This is a genomic window from Promicromonospora sp. Marseille-Q5078 (assembly GCF_050315395.1).
Classification (GTDB): Bacteria; Actinomycetota; Actinomycetes; order Actinomycetales; family Cellulomonadaceae; genus Isoptericola.
The window spans coordinates 479,819-495,862 of record NZ_JBNPQG010000001.1; the positions used below are offsets into that span (position 1 = coordinate 479,819).

Annotated in this window: 17 protein-coding genes; 12 read left to right on the forward strand and 5 right to left on the reverse strand. The window is 73.8% G+C overall.

Annotation, left to right across the window (positions count from 1 at the left end; all coding sequences use genetic code 11):
* Positions 1-18: 18 nt before the first annotated feature.
* Entirely contained in the window at positions 19-1,635 is a 1,617-nt protein-coding gene (locus tag ACQFYA_RS02210) for a glycosyl hydrolase family 28-related protein (protein ID WP_499121185.1), read from the reverse strand.
* 152 nt (positions 1,636-1,787) lie between these two features.
* On the opposite strand from ACQFYA_RS02210, the gene hisC reads away from it, so the two are divergent.
* The gene (hisC, locus tag ACQFYA_RS02215) at positions 1,788-2,873 is read left to right on the forward strand and encodes a histidinol-phosphate transaminase (RefSeq protein WP_499121188.1); all 1,086 of its coding nucleotides are present in this window, start codon (positions 1,788-1,790) and stop codon (positions 2,871-2,873) included.
* Between the two features lie 28 nt (positions 2,874-2,901).
* Here the strand turns inward: hisC and ACQFYA_RS02220 are convergent, their stop codons facing one another.
* A complete protein-coding gene (locus ACQFYA_RS02220) occupies positions 2,902-4,641 on the reverse strand; it encodes a pyruvate dehydrogenase (protein ID WP_499121191.1) in 1,740 nt (579 codons plus the stop codon).
* A gap of 147 nt (positions 4,642-4,788) precedes the next feature.
* On the opposite strand from ACQFYA_RS02220, the gene ACQFYA_RS02225 reads away from it, so the two are divergent.
* From ACQFYA_RS02225 to ACQFYA_RS02245, 5 genes are read left to right on the forward strand one after another with little or no spacing between them, the layout of a single operon-like run.
* Complete coding sequence (locus ACQFYA_RS02225; protein ID WP_499121194.1) at positions 4,789-5,517, forward strand: thiamine pyrophosphate-binding protein; 729 nt, start codon at positions 4,789-4,791, stop codon at positions 5,515-5,517.
* Positions 5,514-6,440 (forward strand): transketolase family protein, encoded by a 927-nt coding sequence (locus tag ACQFYA_RS02230; protein WP_499121197.1) that lies wholly within the window; start codon positions 5,514-5,516, stop codon positions 6,438-6,440. The genes ACQFYA_RS02225 and ACQFYA_RS02230 overlap by 4 nt, the downstream gene beginning before the upstream one ends.
* Before the next feature lie 29 nt (positions 6,441-6,469).
* A complete protein-coding gene (locus ACQFYA_RS02235; RefSeq protein ID WP_499121200.1) occupies positions 6,470-6,835 on the forward strand; it encodes a cupin domain-containing protein in 366 nt (121 codons plus the stop codon).
* Between the two features lie 4 nt (positions 6,836-6,839).
* Positions 6,840-7,469: a class I SAM-dependent methyltransferase gene (locus ACQFYA_RS02240; RefSeq protein ID WP_499121202.1), complete on the forward strand. Its 630-nt coding sequence runs from the start codon at positions 6,840-6,842 to the stop codon at positions 7,467-7,469.
* A 53-nt stretch (positions 7,470-7,522) separates the two neighbouring features.
* Positions 7,523-8,725, forward strand: a complete 1,203-nt coding sequence (locus tag ACQFYA_RS02245) for a Fic family protein (RefSeq protein WP_499121205.1) — start codon at positions 7,523-7,525, stop codon at positions 8,723-8,725.
* Between the two features lie 21 nt (positions 8,726-8,746).
* Here the strand turns inward: ACQFYA_RS02245 and ACQFYA_RS02250 are convergent, their stop codons facing one another.
* Positions 8,747-9,427, reverse strand: coding sequence for an SDR family oxidoreductase (locus ACQFYA_RS02250; RefSeq protein ID WP_499127403.1), 681 nt, complete (start codon positions 9,425-9,427; stop codon positions 8,747-8,749).
* A gap of 98 nt (positions 9,428-9,525) precedes the next feature.
* Positions 9,526-11,025: an MFS transporter gene (locus tag ACQFYA_RS02255; RefSeq protein ID WP_499121207.1), complete on the reverse strand. Its 1,500-nt coding sequence runs from the start codon at positions 11,023-11,025 to the stop codon at positions 9,526-9,528.
* A 102-nt stretch (positions 11,026-11,127) separates the two neighbouring features.
* Here ACQFYA_RS02255 and ACQFYA_RS02260 point away from each other — a divergent pair, with 102 nt between their 5' ends.
* The 6 genes from ACQFYA_RS02260 (at position 11,128) to ACQFYA_RS02285 (ending at position 14,941) form a co-directional block, all read left to right on the forward strand.
* The gene (locus ACQFYA_RS02260; RefSeq protein ID WP_499121210.1) at positions 11,128-12,036 is read left to right on the forward strand and encodes a helix-turn-helix transcriptional regulator; all 909 of its coding nucleotides are present in this window, start codon (positions 11,128-11,130) and stop codon (positions 12,034-12,036) included.
* 91 nt (positions 12,037-12,127) lie between these two features.
* Positions 12,128-13,345, forward strand: coding sequence for a pyridoxal phosphate-dependent aminotransferase (locus ACQFYA_RS02265; RefSeq protein WP_416344374.1), 1,218 nt, complete (start codon positions 12,128-12,130; stop codon positions 13,343-13,345).
* A gap of 54 nt (positions 13,346-13,399) precedes the next feature.
* On the forward strand, positions 13,400-13,591 hold the full coding sequence (locus ACQFYA_RS02270) for a hypothetical protein (RefSeq protein WP_499121214.1): 192 nt from the start codon (positions 13,400-13,402) through the stop codon (positions 13,589-13,591).
* 95 nt (positions 13,592-13,686) lie between these two features.
* Positions 13,687-14,145, forward strand: a complete 459-nt coding sequence (locus ACQFYA_RS02275; protein WP_499121216.1) for an SRPBCC family protein — start codon at positions 13,687-13,689, stop codon at positions 14,143-14,145.
* Positions 14,142-14,492, forward strand: coding sequence for an ArsR/SmtB family transcription factor (locus ACQFYA_RS02280; protein ID WP_499121219.1), 351 nt, complete (start codon positions 14,142-14,144; stop codon positions 14,490-14,492). Before ACQFYA_RS02275 ends, ACQFYA_RS02280 begins: the two co-directional genes overlap by 4 nt.
* A gap of 5 nt (positions 14,493-14,497) precedes the next feature.
* Complete coding sequence (locus ACQFYA_RS02285) at positions 14,498-14,941, forward strand: SRPBCC family protein (protein ID WP_499121222.1); 444 nt, start codon at positions 14,498-14,500, stop codon at positions 14,939-14,941.
* 15 nt (positions 14,942-14,956) lie between these two features.
* Here ACQFYA_RS02285 and ACQFYA_RS02290 read toward each other — a convergent pair whose 3' ends face one another.
* On the reverse strand, positions 14,957-15,964 hold the full coding sequence (locus ACQFYA_RS02290; protein ID WP_499121225.1) for an acetylxylan esterase: 1,008 nt from the start codon (positions 15,962-15,964) through the stop codon (positions 14,957-14,959).
* Between the last annotated feature and the right edge of the window lie 80 nt (positions 15,965-16,044).

The window sequence follows — 16,044 nt, forward strand, 5'->3', positions numbered from 1 at the left end:
CCTCGCGCACGAGTACACCTAGTGCCGGACGACGACTCCCTCGGGCAGGGGCTGCGGGGTCCGGACGGCCTCGGTGAAGCCGGTGATCGTGTTGCGGGCGACGAGCCCGGGGCTCCCGTCCCCGATCGCGACCCCGACGTCCGGCCGAGGCCGGCGTCCGCGGAGCCGGTTGCCGGTGACGGTGTAGAGGCTCGCGGCGACGTCGATCGCGGCCACGGATCCGGTGACCGACGTCGCGGTCGAGGACTCGATCCGCACGTCGCGGCACGACTCGTCGACCCGGACGAGCCGGCTGCTGCGGTCGAACGTGTTCCCGGCGACGGTCAGCCCGTGCACGTACCGCGCCTCGATGGCCGGCGCCCCGGACACGGTCGGGTGGTCCGAGTCGTCGAACCGGTTGCCCCGGATCTCCACGTTCCGTAGCTCACCGCCGTCCGGCAGCCCGCCGAGGAAGATCACCTGCTGGGGTGGCACGGTCGGGTCGGTGGCCCGGAACCCTTGGAAGACGTTGTCGCGGATCCTGATGTCGTGGCAGTCGAGCGGGTGCTCCAGCGTCTCCTTGACGGGCGGGAAGGCGTTGGGGTCCGACTGCGTCGTGATGACGTACGACGCGGCGCAGAACGAGATCGCCCGGAGCATGCCGGGCCGTGTCTGGACGAAACGGTTGCGCTCGATCCGGACGCGGGACGAGGTCGGAAGGTGGATCAGCCCGCGGTCGTGGCCGACGTTCGGTCCGTCGCTCGTCGCCGGGGCGTGGATCGGGTCGACCACGACGTTGCGCCGGAAGGTGAGGTCGGTGAACCACGAGCCTTCCTTCAGCCCGTGCGAGCCGAACGGGTTGGGGCAGGGGTAGTCGACGCCGTCGGCGCGGATCGGGAGGAACTGGCAGTCCTCGACGGTGATCCTGCGACTCATCAACCCGCTGTGCGACCCAGGCTCGTCGCTGTACGAGAGTGCGCCGTTGTAGCTGTAGTCGACCTGGATGCACTCGCTGTTCTGATAGCCCTCGTTGTCGTGGTAGCCCAGGAACGTGCAGTCCCGGATCACGACGTCCTCGCACGCGTTGAGGTCGAAGGAGTGCCGCGAACCCTGCACCTGCTCGAAGGTGCACCTCTCCACGACGACGTCGCTCGCGTGGTTGAGCGCGAACGGGCACATCAGGCGGGTGTCGCGGAAGGAGCCGAGGAACCTCAGCCCGCGGATCCGGACATGCCGGACGCCGGTCCCGTACCCCGAGCGCCCCCGGGACAGAGCGACGAACAGCGCACCGTTGGGGCCCGCCTTGAGGATCGTCGCGTCGTTCCCGACGATCGTCAGATTGTCCCGCAGCCGGGGGCGCGCGCTGTTGCCGACCGGGTACGTGCCGGGCGGGAGGTAGATCGTGCCGCCGCCGTTGCGCTCGACCTCGTCGAGTGCGGTATTCAGGGCCTCGGTGTCGTCAGTGACCCCGTCGCCGGCCGCGCCGTGCTCCCGCATGTCGATGAGGAGGCCGTATGTCGGCTCGGGGCGCCTGCCGGTGGCTGCCGCCACCGGCGGGACCGCGGAGTGCACGGTCGTCGCCGCGGTCACGGCGGCGGCGACGGCGAGAGCGCGGCGTCGGGTGATCGGCACGGCGGACCTGGGGTGCTCTGGCATGACTTACATGCTCGTCGGGGCGAGCACCCGGGCCAAGACCGGCGAGGCAGAGTTCATCGCCCCGTCGTCAACAGTTCGGCTCGCGCGCGTGCCGTGGGGCCCTGGCAATCTGGACGTCAGCCGCCCTGCTCGAGGTGGCATCCTTGACGGCTGTGACCACCCCCGCTGACTCGTCGACCGTCCCCCTGCGCGCCGCCGTCGCCGCGCTGCCCGCGTACGTCCCGGGCGCGCGGCCCGCGGAGGGCGCGAAGTTGTGGAAGCTGTCGTCGAACGAGAACCCGTATCCGCCGCTGCCGTCCGTCCTCGAGGCCATCACCCGGGCCGCGGAGGAGACGAACCGGTACCCGGACATGTACGCCACCGAGCTGGTCGAGGCGCTCGCCGCGCACGTCGGCGTCCCGGCGGACCAGGTCGTGGTGGGCAACGGGTCGGTGGCCGTGCTGGCGCACGTGCTGCAGGCCGTCGTGGAGCACGGCGACGAGGTCGTGTTCCCCTGGCGGTCCTTCGAGGCGTACCCGATCGTGGTCGCCGTCGCGGGCGGCGTCGCCGTCACCGTGCCGGTGGGTCCCGACGGCCGGCTCGACCTGCCCGCCATGGCCGCCGCCGTCACGCCGCGCACCCGCGTCGTCATGGTCTGCACGCCGAACAACCCGACCGGCCCGGCGGTGCACGCGGACGAGCTCGAGACGTTCCTCGCCGCCGTCCCGCGCGACGTTCTGGTGATCGTCGACGAGGCCTACCTCGAGTTCGTGCGCGACCCGCAGGCGCCCGACGGCGTCGACCTGCTGCGCCGCCACCCGAACGTCGTCCTGCTGCGCACGCTGTCGAAGGCGTACGGCCTGGCGGGCCTGCGCGTCGGGTACGCCGTCGCCGAGCCGCGCCTCGCCGCCGGGATCCGGGCCGTGTCCACGCCCTTCGGCGTCAACCACGTCGCGCAGCGGGCGGCGCTGGCCTCCCTGGAGCCGGTGGCGCAGGACGAGCTGCGCGAGCGCGTCGACGCGCTGGTCGCCGAGCGCGAGCGCGTCACCGCCGCCCTGCGCGCGCAGGGCTGGGACCTGCCCGAGACGCACGCCAACTTCGTCTGGTTCCCGCTGGGCGAGGCCACCGTGGCGCGCGCCGCGGAGGCGACCGCCGCCGGCGTCCTCGTGCGCCCGTTCGCCGGCGACGGCCTGCGGGTGACCATCGGCGAGATCGAGGCGAACGACGCGTTCCTCGCCGTCGCCGCGGCCTGGCGCTGACCCGCTGGTCGACCAGCGGCGGTGAGCGTCAGCGGGGCAGGTTCCTGAGGTTCGAGCGCGCCATCGACATCACCTCGCCCATGCCGCCGCCGAAGATCTCCTTGGTCATGGCGGTGGCGAACCCGCGGATCTGACCGGACGTGATGGACGGCGGGATGGAGAGCGCGTTCGGGTCGGTGACCACCTCGATCAGCGCCGGCCCCTTGCGGTCGAGGCCGTCCTTGAGGGCGCGGCGCAGGTCCTTCGGCCGCTCGACGCGCACCGACGGGATGCCGAGGGCAAGCCCGACGTTGCGGTAGTCGACCGGGGGCGAGTCGGTGCCGTACGAGGGCAGCCCTTCGACCAGCATCTCGAGCTTCACCATGCCGAGGGTCGCGTTGTTGAACACGACGATCTTGACCGGCAGGTCGTACGTGCGCACGGTGATGAGCTCGCCCAGCAGCATGGACAGGCCGCCGTCGCCGGCGAGCGCCACGACCTGGCGGCCGGGCTGCGCGAACGCGGCGCCGATGGCGTGCGGCAGGGCGTTCGCCATCGACCCGTGGATGAACGACCCGATGACGCGCCGCTTCCCGTTGGGCGTGAGGTAGCGGGCGGCCCACACGTTGTTCATGCCGGTGTCGACGGTGAAGACGGCGTCGTCGGCGGCCGTCTCGTCGAGCTGCACGGCCGCGTACTCGGGGTGGATCGGCGTGTGCTTCTCCACGTTGCGGGTGTACGCGCCGACGACCTTGGTCATCAGGCCGGCGTGCTTGTCCACCATGGAGCGCAGGAACTTGCGGTCCTTCTTGCGCGTGACCAGCGGGTTGAGCAGCCGCAGCGTCTCGCCGACGTCGCCGTGCACGGGCAGGTCGAGGCGGGTGCGCCGGCCCAGGTGGGAGGCGTCGACGTCGATCTGGGCGGTCCGCACGCCGGAGGGCAGGAACGAGTCGTACGGGAAGTCCGTACCTACCATGATCAGCAGGTCGGCCGAGTGCATCGCCTCGTGGCAGGACCCGTAGCCGAGCAGCCCGGACATGCCCACGTCGTGGGGGTTCTCGTACTGGATGATCTCCTTGCCGCGCAGCGAGTGGCCGACGGGCGCGGCGGCGAGGTCGGCGAGCTCGAGCACGGCGTCGCGGGAACCGCGGGCGCCGGCGCCGACGAAGAGCGTCACCTTCTTGGCCTTGTTGATCGCCTCGGCCAGGGCCTCGACGTCGGTCTCGTTCGGCACGACGCGCGCCGGGCAGGCGCCGGGCACGAGGATCGGGGCGTCGTCGTCGGGGACGCGCTCGTCGGCGACGTCGCCCGGCAGGGTCAGCACCGCGACGCCGGGGGCGGCGAGGGCGTGCTGGATGGCGGAGCGCGTGACACGCGGCAGCTGGGAGGCCGACGAGATCAGCTCCGAGAACACGGAGGCCTCGTTGAAGATCCGGTCCGGGTGGGTCTCCTGGAAGAACTGCGTGCCGATCTGCGCGCTCGGGATGTGCGACGCGATGGCGAGCACCGGCAGGCGGGACCGGTTGGCGTCGTAGAGGCCGTTGATGAGGTGCAGGTTGCCCGGCCCGCACGACCCGGCGCAGACGGCGAGCTCGCCCGTGACCTCGGCGTCTGCGGCGGCCGCGAACGCCGCGGCCTCCTCGTGGCGCACGTGCACCCAGTCGATGCCCTCCGTGCGGCGCACGGCGTCGACGACGGGGTTGAGCGAGTCTCCGACGATGCCGTAGATGCGCTTGACGCCGGCGGCGACGAGCTGGTCGACGAGGTGTTCGGCGACGGTGCGGGCCATGGCAAGACCTCCTGGTGACGGCGGCGGGTCCGCTGTCGATCCTGCCCCCGGCGTGGACGTTCCGCAGGACGTCGCCGCGTGACGTGCCGCACGTGGTGCTCGGAGGACGCTTGACCTCAAGTTTGGTTGAGGTGTGACGATCGAGCCATGACGACGACATCCGCGCCACCGGCCGAGGCCGCCACCGTCCCGCCGTCCGTCCGGGCGCTCGTCGCCCGGGTGACGGGCGACGAGAAGCACGACCCGAGCGCCCACTCGACGCTCGACGTCGTGTGGACCCTGTACGACCAGGTGCTGCGCGTCGATCCGCACCGTCCGGACGACCCGGACCGCGACCGGTTCCTGCTCTCCAAGGGCCACGGCCCGGCGTCGACGTACGCGGTGCTGGCCGCGAAGGGCTTCTTCCCCGAGGAGTGGCTGGACGGCGTCGGCGCCTTCGACGCGCCGCTCGGCCACCACCCCGACCGCACGCTGGTGCCGGGCGTCGAGATCGGCAGCGGCTCCCTGGGCCACGGGCTGCCGATCGCCGTCGGCCTCGCGCTGGGCCTGCGTGGTCGCTCGTCCGCTCGCGTCGTGGTGCTGGTGGGCGACGCCGAGCTGGACGAGGGGAGCAACGCCGAGGCGATCCAGGTGGCCGGGCGGCTCGGCCTCGGCAACCTCACGTGCGTCGTCGTCGACAACCACAGCGACGGCCTCGGGTGGCCCGGCGGCATCGCCACCCGGTTCGCCGTCGAGGGCTGGTCGCCCGCGGAGGTCCGCAGCCACGACCAGGCCCGCCTGGCCGCCGCGCTGCGTCGCGCCGAGCCCGACCGGCCCACCGTCGTGGTCGTCGACACCACCACGACGTCCGACAGCACCACGCAGGAGTCCGCATGACCACCCTCGCCCCGGCGGCGCCTGCCCTCGACCTGCGCACCCGCTTCTACGAGGAGATCGACCCGCTGCTCGACGCGCACCCCGACGTGGACGTCGTGCTGGCCGTCATCGGCGCCGGCTACATGACTCGCGCGATCGAGCGGCACCCCGGGCGCGTCATCGACGTGGGGATCCGCGAGCAGGCGCTGATCGGCGTGGCCGGCGGGCTCGCGCTGGCCGGGCGGCGCCCGATCGTGCACACGTTCGCGTCGTTCCTCGTCGAGCGGCCGTACGAGCAGGTCAAGCTCGACCTCGGGCACCAGGACGTCGGCGCGGTGCTCGTGAGCGCGGGCGCCTCCTACGACGTCAGCGCCGGCGGCCGCACCCACCAGGCGCCGGCCGACGTCGCGCTGATCTCCGCGCTGCCGGGGTGGACGGTGCACGTGCCCGGCCACGCGGACGAGGTCGCGGAGATCCTGCACCGCGAGGCCGCGGGCACCGGCCGCGTCTACGTGCGGCTGTCCGGGCAGCGCAACTCGCGGCCCGGCCCCGTGGACGGGCGGCTGCACCTGGTGCGCGACGGCGGGACGCCGGGCGCGCCGCTCGTGGTCGCCGTCGGGCCGATGCTCGACACCGTCCTGGAGGCCACCGCCGACCTGCCCGTCCGCGTCGCGTGGACCGCCACCCCGCACCCGCTCGACGCCGAAGGTCTGCGTGCGCTGGCCGGCCCGGCGCCGGTGCTCGCCGTCGTCGAGCCCTACCTGGAGGGCACGAGCGCCGCCGCCGTGGCCGCCGCGCTGGTCGACCGGCCGAGCCGGGTGCTGCACGTGGGCGTGCCCGGCGAGGTCGAGCTGCGGCGCTACGGCACCCCGCGCGAGCACGCCGCCGCGCACGGGCTCGATGCGGCGGGCGTGCGCCGCCGCGTCACGGCGCTCCTGGCCTGACCGCCGTGCCGCGTGCCTAAGGTGACGGGGTGAGCAGCGACGTGCGGAACATCCTGACCGCCCTCGAGGGCGTCCCGGGGCCCTGGCAGCCCCACCTGCTGGCGAGCGTCAACGACTACGCCGTGAAGGTGGTGAAGCTCGACGGCGAGTTCGTGTGGCACACGCACGACGACACGGACGAGCTGTTCCTCGTGCTCAGCGGACGGCTCACGATCCAGCTCCGCGACCGCGACGTCGTCCTCGGGCCGCACGACGTCTTCGTCGTGCCGAAGGGCGTCGAGCACTGCCCGCGGGCCGACGGCGAGGTGCACGCGCTCCTCGTCGAGCCGACCGCGACCGTCAACACGGGGGACGCCGGCGGGGAGCGGACCGCGCCGCTGCGTGAGCTGGGCTGACCGCGTGCGCGACGCGAGCGCGGACTACGCGGCGCGAGCGGAGGAGTACACCGCACTGTTCGGGTCGATGGACGCGGTGCACGACGACGACCGGGACCTGGTCACGCGGTGGGCCGCCGGGCTGACGGGGCGCGTCGTCGACGCCGGCTGCGGGCCGGGGCACTGGACCGACTTCCTCGCCCGCCAGGGCCTGGACGCGGAGGGCGTCGACCTCGCGGAGCCGTTCCTGGAGCGCGCGCGGTCGGCGTACCCCGGCGTCGGCTTCCGCCGCGCCTCGCTCGACGACCTCGGCGTGCCCGACGAGTCCCTGGGCGGCGTCCTCGCCTGGTACTCGCTCATCCACACGCCGCCGGAGGAGATGGACGCCGTGCTGGCCGGGCTCGCCCGCGCCGTCGCGCCGGACGGCGGACTGCTGGTCGGGTTCTGCCGCGGCCCGCGCGTGGAGCCGTTCGACCACGCGGTGACGAGGGCCTGGTACTGGCCGATCGAGGAGCTGGCCGCCAGGCTGCACCGGGCCGGGTTCGAGGTCGTCGCGGCCGCCGCCCGCACCGACCCCGGCGTCCGCCCGCACGGGGCGATCAGCGCGCGGCGTCGGCCGCGGAGCCGGCGTCATGTGACCCTCGCCGGGCGCTAAGAAACACATTCGCATGAAGTGTTACTAAGATGGCGGGCGTGGTCACACTTCCGGTGAACGTCCCCGAGATGGGCGACGAGGAGCATGTCTGGCAGGCCGAGCCGGACGGGCTGCACGGCCGCGCACGGGTGGCGGCCGCCAGCGGCCCGTACCGGTCCACGGTGACCCCGCCCATCGCGCAGTTCGTGCCGAACGTGCCGACGGACCTCGCCGCTGACGCCGAGGAGGCGACCGCGGCCCTGGCGCGCTTCGACACCTACGCCCGATCCGTGCTCGGCGCGGACAGCCCGACGCTCGGGCCGATGTCGTCGATCCTGCTGCGGACCGAGTCCACCTCCTCTTCCCAGATCGAGAACTTGACTGTCGGCGCTCGGCAGCTGGCCCTCGCCGAGATCGACCAGTCGACCTCGCGGAACGCCACAGTGGTCGTGGCCAACGTGCGTGCCATGGAGGCCGCGCTCGATCTCGCCGATCGCCTCGACGCCGACGCGATCCTCTCGATGCAACGCGAGCTGCTCGAGGCCCAGCCAGGCTGGGAGGAGCACGCCGGTCGCTACCGCGAAGGCCTGGTCTGGGTCGGTTCCAGCGGACTCACCCCGATCGGGGCCAGCCACATCGCTCCGCAGGCCGAGCGCGTACCGGCTGCGATGGACGACCTGGTCGCGTTCATGCGCCGCGACGACATGCCGGTGCTCGTGCAGGCGGCGATCGCGCACGCCCAGTTCGAGACCGTCCACCCGTTCGCCGACGGCAACGGTCGCACCGGCCGCGCGATCGTGCACGCCCTGCTGAGGTCCAAAGGCGTGCTGACCAGCACCACGGCGCCTGTCTCGGCGGGGCTGCTCCGCGACACCGAGGGTTACTTCCGAGCGCTCGGCGCCTATCGCGCCGGAGACGCGAGACCGATCATCGAGAGCTTCGGCAACGCGAGCCGCTTCGCGGCCTCCTCCGGCGCTCAGCTGGTCGACGACCTCGCCGCACAGGTGGAGTGGTCACGGGGTCGGATGTCGGGCGTGCGCCGTAACGCGGGGGCGTGGAGGGTGCTGCCGCACCTGGTCGCACACCCGGTGGTGAACGCGAGCCTGCTGATCGAGAGTGTGGGCATGAACGGGATGGGCGCGCAGCGCGCGCTCGGCCAGCTGGTCGACGCCGGAGTGCTGGAGGAGCGCACCGGGATGCAGCGCAACCGGGTCTATCAGCACGCGGGGATCATCGAGGTGCTCGACGTGTACGCGCAGCGTCTGCGCCGCGGCTGAAGCCCGCTGTTGCGCCGTCGCCTACGACTGGCTCCGCAGCGCGGCGGGGATCGGCGTGTCCCCGGAGGAGAACCGGACGAACCGACCGACGGTGGCGGGCTCGCGCAGCGCCGCGGCGACCACCTGTGCGACGTCGGCGCGCGGCACGCTCGTGTCGGTCCCGGAGGGCACGGCGCCCGTCTCCGGCAGGACGGCGATCCGCCCGGTGGGCGGCTCGTCCGTCAGCGTGCCCGGGCCGAGGATCGTCCAGTCCAGGTCGGTGGTGCGCAGGTGGTCGTCGGCGGCGAGCTTGGCGTCCGCGTAGGCGAAGAAGCCCGCGCTCTCGGGGACGCCGTGCTCCGGCGTGGAGCCGACCCACGACACCATCACGTAGCGCCGCACCCCGGCGCTCGCGGCGGCGTCCATGGACCGGATCGCGGCGTCGCGGTCGACGGCGTACGTGCGGTCGGGGTTGCCGCCGCCCGCCCCGGCGGCCCACACGACGGCGTCGGCGCCGGCCAGCGCGCCGGCGATCTCCTCGGTGCTCGCGTGCTCGACGTCGAGCAGCAGCGGGTCCGCGCCGAGGTCCGCGACGCGGTCCGTCTGCTCGGGCTTGCGCACGACGCCGACGACGTCGACGACGGGTCCGGTGCCGCCGTCCGCGAGCAGCGGGACGAGCTGGCGCGCGACCTTGCCGAGCGCACCGATGACGACGACCTTCATGACGACCTCCAAGCGTGAAGCGTGAGGTTCCACCGTCGCGCACCAGGCGGGACGGTGCCACCCATGCGGCAGATCGACCTGCCGAACCGAGCGCGTCGTCAGCGCTGACCGCGCGCGACCCGCGTGGCGAGCGCCGCGAAGGTCAGCGCCAGGCCCGCCTGCACGACGACGGCGACGACGAAGCCGCGCGGCAGCCCGGCCGCCGCGCCCCCGGACGCCCGCGCGGCGACGGACTGGAACAGCCCACCGAGGACGGCGACGCCGAGGCCGAGCCCGAGCTGCTGCAGCGTGGTGAACAGCCCGCCCGCGACGCCGGCGGCCCAGGTCGGCGTCCGCGACAGGACCGTGCGGAGCACCGGCCCGTACATGAGTGCCTGGGCGGCGCCGAGCGCCATGAGCAGCGGCTGCAGGACCGCCGTCGTCCCGCCGTGCCCGCCGCCGACCACGACGGCGAGCGCGCCGAGCACCAGGGCCTGCGCGACGGCGGCCCCGGCCATCGTCCAGCGGCCCGTGCGCCGTTCGATCACCGGCATCGCGAGGGCCGTGGCGACGAACGCGCCGCCGAAGCCGAGCAGCAGCACGACCGTGCCCCAGGCGTCGGCGCCGAGCGCGCCCTGCGCGAGGGCCGAGAACTCGTACAGGAACGCCCCGTAGCCGGTGAAGAACAGCAGGGTCATGACCAGCCCGAGCCGCACGGCGGGGCTGCGCAGCACGCTCGGCGGCACGACAGGCAGCTCGCCGCGCCGCTCGGCCCGGTGCTGGGACCGGGCGAACAGGGCGAGGACGACGCCGGCCGCGGCGAGCATGCCGATCAGGGCGGGCGGCCAGCCGGCCGACGCGCCGAGCGTCAGCGGCACCACGAGCAGCAGCAGCCCGGCGCCGAGCAGGGTCGCGCCGCGCAGGTCGAGGGACAGCGGCGCCGACGAGCGGGACTCGGGCACGGTCCGCAGCGCGAGCAGGGCCGCGGCGGCGATCGCGCCCGTGGCCGCCTGCACCAGCCGCCAGCCCAGGTGCTCCCCGGCGAGCCCGGCCACGGCCCCCGCGAGGACCTGCCCGGCGATGGTCGCGACGCCGCTCACCGCGGTGAACAGGGTGACGCCCAGCGTGCGCAGCCGGTCGGGGGCGGTGGCCTGGATGGTGGAGAGCACCTGCGGCGTGAACAGGCCCGCGGCGACGCCGAGGGCGGCCCGCAGCGCGACCAGCACGGTCAGGCTCGGCGCGACTGCCGCCAGCACCGACAGCGCGGCGAACGCCGTCAGCCCGACGGCGAGCAGCCGTCGCCGGCCGTAGCGGTCGCCCAGGCGGCCGGCGACGACGAGGGTGGCGGCGAACGTCGTCGTGTACGCGGAGAGCACGAGCTGGCCGCCCGAGATCGCGGTGCCGAGGTCCGAGGTGATCGCCGGGGCGAGCAGGTTCACGGACCCGAAGGTCATGTTGACCGGCAGGTAGGCGAGGAGCAGGACGGCGAGGCCGAGGCCGGTGAGCGCGCGGGTGGGCGTCGCGGCCTCGACGGGGGCGGCGTCGTGGGTCGTGACGCGCGCGGTGCTCGGGGCCGAGGTGGGCGCCGTGGTGGGCGCGGCCGTGGGGGGCAAGGTCATGACCCGACGGTGCGCTCCTCGTCATCCTGGTACCAGGAGCCTGCTGATCGTGGTACCGGCAGCACCTGGATCCGCGGGCCGCGCGGGGCGAGACTGGGCGGCATGACCGCCGTCGCCCCCGACCGGGCCGCCCTGGGAGAGTTCCTGCGCGAGCGCCGCGGCCGGGTCCGTCCTGGCGACGTCGGGCTGCCCGCGGGCGGCCGCCGCCGCACCCCCGGCCTGCGCCGGGAGGAGGTGGCGCAGCTCGCCGGGGTGGGGGTCACCTGGTACACGTGGCTCGAGCAGGGGCGGGCGAAGAACGTCTCCGACCAGGTGCTCGACGCGGTGGCCCGGGTGCTGCGGCTCGACCCGGCGGAGCGCCGGCACCTCATGGCGCTGGCGGGCCGGGAGGCCGCGGTCGCGCCGGGGGCGCCGGCCGAGGTGCGGCCCGAGCAGCTGGCCGTGCTGGCGGGGCTGCTGCCGTTCCCGGCCGCCGTCCAGACCGACGGCTACGACCTCCTGGCGGCCAACCGCGCCTACCGGTACCTGTTCGACGACCTCGACGCCCACCCGCCCGAGGAGCGCAACTGCGCCTGGCTGATGTACACCGACCCGCGCTGGCGCGGGGCCCTGGGCGACGCCGAGGACACGGTGCTGCACGACATCGCCGCGCGGCTGCGGGCCCGCGAGCCCGAGCACCGCGACGACCCGCGCTGGGCCGCCCTGGTGTCCCGGCTGCGCGCCGCGTCCCCCGACTTCGTCCGGCACTGGGAGTCGTACGACGTCGCGGCCGACCGGACGCAGCTGCGTCGCTACCGGTCGCCCCGCGTCGGCCGGCTGGACGTGCACTTCCAGAGCCTGTGGCTGGACCGCGCCCGCGGGGACCGGATCATCCTCATGACGCCCGCCGACGACGCCACCGCGCAGCGGCTGGAGCGCCTGGACGCGCTGGTCGGCGCCGCGCCGGCGACGACCTCGCGGGACGACGCCGCGACCGGCCGCCCCGCGACGGGCGACGCCGCGGCCCGCTGACCTGCGACGTCGGCCCGCCGTCGTGACCCTGGGGCCGCTCGTCGCGGAATGGCCGTGTCGGACGGCGGGGGCGCGGGGGATGATGGTCCCCGTGCGCACCATCCGACAGAGCCGCAAGCTCCGCGGCGTCCGCTACGACGTCCGCGGCCCCATCCTCGTCGAGGCCCAGCGCCTCGAGGCCGAGGGCCACCGCATCCTCAAGCTGAACATCGGCAACACGGCGCCGTTCGGCTTCGAGGCACCGGCGGCCATCCAGGCCGACGTCGTGCACCACCTGCCGGAGGCGCAGGGGTACAGCGACTCGCGCGGCATCTACGAGGCGCGCACCGCGGTGGCGCAGTACTACCAGTCGCGCGGCCTGCGGGACACGACGGTGGACGACGTGTTCATCGGCAACGGCGTCTCCGAGCTCATCTCGATGGTGCTGCAGGCGTTCGTGGACGAGGGGAACGAGATCCTCGTGCCGGCGCCCGACTACCCGCTGTGGACCGGCGCGGTCACGCTGTGCGGCGGCACGGCGGTGCACTACCGGTGCGACGAGGAGAACGGCTGGATGCCGGACCTCGAGGACCTCGAGTCGAAGATCACCGAGAACACGCACGCCATGGTGATCATCAACCCGAACAACCCCACCGGCGCCGTGTACAGCAAGGAGATGGTCGAGGCGATGGTGGACATCGCCCGCCGTCACGACCTCGTGGTCCTCACCGACGAGATCTACGAGAAGATCCTGTTCGACGGCGCCACCCACCACCACGCCGCGGCCGCCGCGGGCGACGACGTGCTGTGCCTGACCTTCAGCGGCCTGTCGAAGGCGTACCGCGTGTGCGGCTACCGCGCCGGCTGGGTCATGGTGTCGGGCCCGAAGGAGACCGCCACCGAGTTCCTCGAGGGCCTCACCCTGCTGGCCAACATGCGCATGTGCGCCAACGTGCCCGCGCAGCACGCCATCCAGACGGCGCTCGGCGGCTACCAGTCGATCGACGAGCTCATCGTGCCCGGCGGGCGGTTCTACGACCAGGCGATGCTGGCCGACAAGCTGCTCAACGAGATCCCCGGCGTCACATCGGTCCGGCCGAAGGGCGCGCTGTACTGCTTCCCGCGCCTCGACCCGGAGATGTACCCGATCGAGGACGACGAGCAGTTCGTCATCGACCTGCTGCGGGCGAAGAAGATCCTGGTCACGCACGGCACCGGGTTCAACTGGTTCGAGCCCGACCACTTCCGCCTCGTCACCCTGCCCGACGAGGAGGTCCTCACCGAGGCCATCGGCCGCATCGGCGAGTTCCTGGCGACGCGTCGGCGGTAGGCGCGGTCGCGAGGGTCTTGCCCGCGGTCCGCGGTGCTGGTGAGGCATGTGCCCATGCCTCGTCGCGTCCGCTCCGTGCTGCCCGCCGTCGCGCTCCTGACCCTGCTGACGGCGTGCGGGACGGGCGGCCCGACGACGGCCGCTTCGCCGTCGGGTTCCCCCAGCCCGCTGACTGCGGCCGCCCCGGTCGCCGACGACCCCGCGGACCCCTGCGCGCTCGCCGCGCGCCTGTTCGCCGAGGACTGACTTTCCGACCTGATGGCATATTCCGCAACTCATGGTTGCGCATCTGGTCCGGCGAGGCTATGTTGATGTGCAACCAATAGTTGCGGGAGGGCGTCATGGAGCTGGGAAGCATCGAGCGCGAGATCTTCGTGGACGCGTCACCCGAGGTCGTCTTCGAGGTGGTGAGCAGCCCGGACCACGTCAAGCAGTGGTGGCCGGACGACGCCCGGTACTCCTCGGAGCCGGGAGGCACGGGGGAGATCGTCTTCGGCGAGGGCGCCGACCGGTCGGTCGAGCAGCTCACCGTCGTCGAGTCGCTGCCGCCGCGGACGTTCTCGTTCCGCTGGACGCACCCGGCCGGCGAGGCCGCGGCCGAGGGGAACTCGCTGCTCGTCACCTTCGAGCTCGTGCCGTCGGGCGGCGGGACGCTGCTGCGGATGACCGAGACCGGCTTCCGCGAGATGGGCTGGGAGGTCGCCGTCCTCGAGCAGCAGTACCGGGAGCACGTCGAGGGCTGGGCCTTCTATCTGCCGCGGCTCGTGACCTACGCGCAGTCGCCGGGGGTGGCGTCGTGAGTCCCGCGACGCCGGGCCCGGTCGACGACGACCTCTGGTCGGCGATCGGGGACCCCACGCGGCGCCGCATCCTCGACCTGCTGCTCGCGGACGGCGGAGGCACCGCCTCGTCGCTGAGCCGGCAGCTGCCGGTCACCCGGCAGGCGGTGGCCAAGCACCTGGACGTGCTCGACCGGGCCGGCCTCGTCCGCTCGACCTCGGTGGGCCGGGAGCGGCGGTGCCAGGTGGACGCCGCCCAGCTCGCCCGGGCGGCGGACCAGCTCGCGTCCGTCGGCCGGGCATGGGACCGCAGGCTGCACCGCATCAAGGCGATCGCCGAGGCGATCGAGACCACGAGAAGGAGCTGATCACGATGGTGGACATCCTGCACCGCATCGGGGCCGAGACCCCGACGCCCGAGACGATGTACGACGCGCTGACGACGGTCGACGGCCTCGCCCGCTGGTGGACCGAGAAGACGACGGGAGACGCCGGGCTCGGCGGCACCGTCGAGTTCCGGTTCCCCGACGGCGGCTTCGTCATGGAGGTCGTGGAGGCCGTCCCGCAGCAGCGCGTGGTGTGGCGGGTGGTCGACGGCCCCGAGGAGTGGGTCGGGACGACGATCGAGTGGGACCTGCGCCAGGACGGCGACTTCACGATCGTGCTGTTCGCGCACCGCGGCTGGCGCGAGCCCGTCGAGTTCATGCACCACTGCAGCACCAAGTGGGCCACGTTCCTGGTGAGCCTCAAGGCCCTGGTCGAGGGCGGTGACGCCGCGCCGTCGCCCCGGGACGTGAAGATCGACGACTGGAACTGAGCGTCCTCGCCGCGATCACGTCGCACGCGCCACGGCGCGTGCGACGTGATCGCGGGTGGCCGCGAACGCCGCGGCCATCTCGCGCGCCTGGCCGGGGTACTCCGCGTGCCCGGCGGAGTGCACGGCCAGCTCCAGCTCGGCCGCGGGGACGCCGTTCGCGACGCCGAACTGGCCGGGCGGCGGCACGTGCGCGTCCCACAGGGCGCACTCGACGCGGGTCGGGACGCGCAGGTGCGTGGCCGCCACGGACGCGTCGGTGAGGGCGAGCACCGCGCGCGCCCCGGGGTGCGCCGCCACGTACCGGCGCTGGGCCTCGCCGCTGCCGGTGCACGGCACGGCGAGGCGCTCGTCGTACTGGCCGAAGCTCGGCACCTCGAGCGTGGCGCCCACGAACCGGTCGTCCCACGGCAGGGCCAGGGCGCCGACCCCGCCGCCGAAGCTGGTGCCCACGTAGTACAGCGGCAGGTCGTCCGGCACCCCGGGGACGCCGGCGAGCGCCTCCTGCAGCGCGGTGGCGGCGTGCCACAGGTCGACCGCGCAGCGGCCGAGCACGTACGTCTCGACGTCCTCGATGCCGGCGAGCACGTGCTCGGTGCTCACCGCCGGGGCCCCGACCCCGGAGTTGAGCGACCCCAGGCCGCGGGCCACCGGGAAGATCACCGCCGCGTCGCGCGGCACCCGCTCGAACGACGGCGCGTCGCGGCCGCCGTACCCGTGGCCGTGCACGATCCCCACGCGCACCGGGCCCTCTACGGGGAGCGCGAGCCACGCGCGCAGCCGCAGGCCGCCGGCGGCGGTGAACGTCACGACGGACACGTCGTGCGCACCCTGGCGGCCCACCGGCGCGGTCACGACGTCGGCGGGGACGCCGCGGGCCGCCGCGTGCCACGACCGCCACAGGTCGGCGAACCCCTCCGGCTCCGCGGCCGGCGGCACGGCGAGCAGGGCGTCCCGGTCGAAGCCGTACGTGCCGTCGATCGGGCTGTCGGGGAACCAGGCGTCATAGGGGGCGGGCGGCGTCACGGGGTCTCCAGGTTCTCCGGGTCAGGGCCAACGGGTGGCAGCCTGCGTGACAGACTGTGCCGCGGGTCGAAAGGGGTGCG